The sequence below is a fragment of the Pseudomonas sp. 21615526 genome (genome assembly GCF_013386245.1).
Classification (GTDB): domain Bacteria; phylum Pseudomonadota; class Gammaproteobacteria; order Pseudomonadales; family Pseudomonadaceae; genus Aquipseudomonas.
On sequence record NZ_JACAOM010000140.1, the window covers coordinates 1 to 3,321 of the forward strand.

Annotated in this window: 6 protein-coding genes; 4 read left to right on the forward strand and 2 right to left on the reverse strand. The window is 58.8% G+C overall.

The genetic code is table 11. The annotated features are described in order from the left end of the window. Positions 1-49 precede the first annotated feature (49 nt). A complete protein-coding gene (locus tag HX786_RS28385) occupies positions 50-571 on the reverse strand; it encodes a DUF3087 family protein (RefSeq protein ID WP_087693365.1) in 522 nt (173 codons plus the stop codon). A gap of 153 nt (positions 572-724) precedes the next feature. Here HX786_RS28385 and HX786_RS28390 point away from each other — a divergent pair, with 153 nt between their 5' ends. Both HX786_RS28390 and HX786_RS28395 read left to right on the forward strand, forming a co-directional pair. After that, on the forward strand, positions 725-898 hold the full coding sequence (locus HX786_RS28390) for a hypothetical protein (RefSeq protein WP_003210891.1): 174 nt from the start codon (positions 725-727) through the stop codon (positions 896-898). 24 nt (positions 899-922) lie between these two features. Beyond that, positions 923-1,117: a DUF6021 family protein gene (locus HX786_RS28395; RefSeq protein WP_003210890.1), complete on the forward strand. Its 195-nt coding sequence runs from the start codon at positions 923-925 to the stop codon at positions 1,115-1,117. A gap of 35 nt (positions 1,118-1,152) precedes the next feature. Here the strand turns inward: HX786_RS28395 and HX786_RS28400 are convergent, their stop codons facing one another. Beyond that, a complete protein-coding gene (locus HX786_RS28400) occupies positions 1,153-1,398 on the reverse strand; it encodes a DUF6555 family protein (protein ID WP_023658994.1) in 246 nt (81 codons plus the stop codon). A 158-nt stretch (positions 1,399-1,556) separates the two neighbouring features. Between HX786_RS28400 and HX786_RS28405 the strand changes: the two genes are divergently transcribed. Further along, a complete protein-coding gene (locus tag HX786_RS28405; protein WP_178912910.1) occupies positions 1,557-2,387 on the forward strand; it encodes an arylamine N-acetyltransferase in 831 nt (276 codons plus the stop codon). Positions 2,388-2,510: 123 nt separating this feature from the next. Beyond that, positions 2,511-3,263 carry an outer membrane beta-barrel protein gene (locus HX786_RS28410; RefSeq protein ID WP_003210885.1) on the forward strand — a complete coding sequence of 251 codons (753 nt, stop codon included), beginning with the start codon at positions 2,511-2,513 and terminating at the stop codon, positions 3,261-3,263. The last annotated feature ends 58 nt before the right edge of the window (positions 3,264-3,321 follow it).

Below are 3,321 nucleotides of genomic sequence, written 5' to 3' on the forward strand. Positions count from 1 at the left end.
GAGCGGAACCCATATCAGCCATCACCCAAATAGCGGATATGCCCCCCAATCAGCGAGCTTTCACAGCCTCAACCCAATCCGGATCCAACCGCGTCTGGTCAGGCTCAATCCCCAACCCCCGCATCTTCTCCAGATGCTCATCAACCTCCCGCACCAACTGCGCCTGAGAACTCGAATTGGCGTCCAGTTCGTGCATCTGCATCAACCCAAGGTGATAAAACCGCAGCAACTTGATCGCCACCGGATCATTCGCCTTCACCCCGTCAGTCACCTTGTGCATCACATTCGTCACACTCATCAGGCTGCGCTTGAGCTGCCACCCATACACCGCCGGCGCGAACCAGGCCTGGTTCCAGAACGGCCCCCGCACCAGCCCTACGGTAATCAACACCCCGGCAAACACCCCGCCCACATTAAAGCGAAAATTATCCCCCCCAGGCTCACCAAACAGCATCACCGCCAGGCTGGAAAGCACCATCGCCAACACCACAAACAACCCCGCGACTATCAACGTACTGCGTCGCGTCTGCTGGCGAAAAACAATCGGGTCGCACGGTTTGAGCTCAAACATCCAGGGTCAGTCTCCATGGCACAAGTAGGGTTATAACGCCGGCCAGCATCTTCTCATGCTTCACCCGTCGGAGTGACGGTAATCAGGTTGAACGATGGATCAGCGCAATTTCTCTAACCCCTGTAGGCAACCGACCCCCAAGTGAGGTGAACCATGACCCGGTACCAGCAACAGCCGCCCGGCACACCCAACCCCGACCGCACGCCCGGCGAAGAGGAGCGTGACAACGACGCCCTGCGCCCCAACGACCCGGCCGAACGGCAAGACGAAGAAGAGCAGGTCGAGGAAGACCTGGAAAACCTGCACGACAAGGCCCGCCCGCTGTAGACCCGGCGCGCCAAGGAGGTAGTTATGACTAATCGTACAAGCGGCCCGCATTCATCCGAGCATTCCAGCGGCAAGGACGAATTGGGTTTCGACCCCGATTCCCCGGACGTCGCAGACCCACAGGTCGACCCGGTAGGCCCCGCCATTGCCCCGTTGGACAAGCCAGAAAAAACCGGCAAGAAGCCGGCCTATGATCCCCTTGGTGATCTGAAAAAGTGAAACAGGCCCCGCCGTCGTGCGGGGCTTTTTATTCCTCAACCAAGCCGTTTCGGGGCTGTCCATGTCACCTCGGTGATGCCGAACTTCTCCGCCCAGGGCCGAGTGGTCTTTTTCACCCGCTCATGGCCCGGTCGGCCTATCCGCCCCACGTGGGCAATGTCGGCGTCAACGGCCGCCCAATGCCACGCTTCGGCGTTGTTCATGACCTCGGCACGCACCACAAAGGTTTTTGGTTCGCCGTGTAGCAAGTAGTGGATGGTGTAGATCATTGCGGTACTCATGATGCCTCCCTGTCTTGTAGTGAATGGATATAAATCAGTTCAGAAAGGTTCAGAAAGTTTGTGCATCTGAGGGCTTGCATTTGATTCAACCCACAATTGGCAAATAACCGCCGTCAGGGTATTAGTGGTGCTTTCGCCACCGACTCCAGGATTGCGTCATGCCAGAGCTGACCCACAGCCGCCTCTACCTGCAACGTCTGGGCTACGACACGCCGCCTCCGCCCACCCTGCAAACCCTGCAGGATCTGCAGTTGCGCCATGTCAGCACCTTCGCGTTTGAAAGCCTGTCGACCCTGCTGCACGCACCGGTGCCGATCGATTTGCCGAGCGTCGAACAAAAAGTCCTGTTCGACGGCCGTGGTGGTTATTGCTACGAGCTGAACCAGCTGTTCCTGGCCTTGTTGCAGGAGTTGGGCTTCGAGGCGCGGGGCATTACCGGCCGTGTGGTGATGGGGGGGCCACCCGATGCACTGACGGCGCGCACCCATCGGCTGAGCCTGGTGACCCTGGACGGCGTGCGTTACATCAGTGATGTCGGCTTTGGTGGCATGGTGCCCACCAGTCCCTTGCAACTGGACACCGATGCCACCCAGGCCACCGCCCATGAACCCTATCGCCTGAGCCTGGAGGAGGGCAGCTACACCTTGTGGGCGCAGGTCGCCGGTGAGTGGCGCGGCTTGTATGTGTTCGACCTGCAGGTGCAGTCACACTTCGACTACGAGATCGGTAACTGGTACGTCTCCACCCATCCGGATTCGCCGTTCCTCGGCCAGCTGAAAGTCGCACTGATTGGCCCGGGATTTCGCCGCACGCTGAACAACGGGCAGTACGCGATTCACTACCTGGACCGGGCCAGCGAAAAGCGTGCAATCGAGGACGTCGAAGAGTTGCTGAACCTGTTGCAGGCCAGCTTTGGCATTCGCCTGCCGGTGCATCCGCAGTTGCGGTCAATTCTCGGTCGTTTGCTGGCTCCCGTCCAAGACGCTTGATATAGAGCCTTCGCTGAACCGTTTTACCTCGAAAAAGGTGCAAATTAATTCGAACCTTTCGCCAAAACGAGGGTTCGAAGCGTTTCCTGAATAATTTGCCACCTGCAATGGAGACGTAAAACGATGTCCAAACTATTCGGAAAGATCCTCAAGAATTCCTCGGTCCTGGCCTTGATCGCGGCACCTGGTGTGGTGTTCGCCGCAGCGCCGACCGACCCGATTTCCACCTTCGGGATCCTCGGCAGCTACAACGACTTCAAACTCGAAGGCGGTAGCCAAAGCGACAAGGACCACATGCCTGAAGCCGGCCTGTTCTATAACTTCGGCAACAAGCTGACGGCTGAGTCCGGCTTTATCTACCAGGCCGGTATCGAAGCCAAGTACGGCGAGAAGAGCGACAACAAGCTCAAGGAAGGCCAGGCCGACCTTGACCTCGGCTGGCGTGCCGCGCTGGATGCGCGCAACTTCGTCGACGTGCTGGTGGGTGGCGGCTACAGCTGGACCCGCTACGAGCCGGACTCGGGCGACTACGACATGAAACTCACCAACAAATCGCCGTTCGCCAAGGCGGCCCTGGGCTACAACCACCAGTTCGACGACATGACCATGCGTGTTGAACTGGGCGCCCGCCATACCATCGACGGCCGCGCCAAGCTCAAGGTCGACGGCATCGGCAGCGACACCGTGGACCTCAAGGACCGCACCAACCCGTACGCCGAAGTCAGCCTGCTGATGAACCAGAAAGGCGATCTGCCAGTGATGGCGGGCCTGTACTACACCCGCACCGAGTACAAGCTCGATGACGATTCGTACGTGGCCGACAACACCAAGCTCAAGCGTGACGAGTATGGGTTCAAGGTCGGTATAGCCTTCTAAGCCCACCTCGATTCTAACGGTGGGAGCGGGCTTGCTCGCGAATGCGGTGTATCAGTAA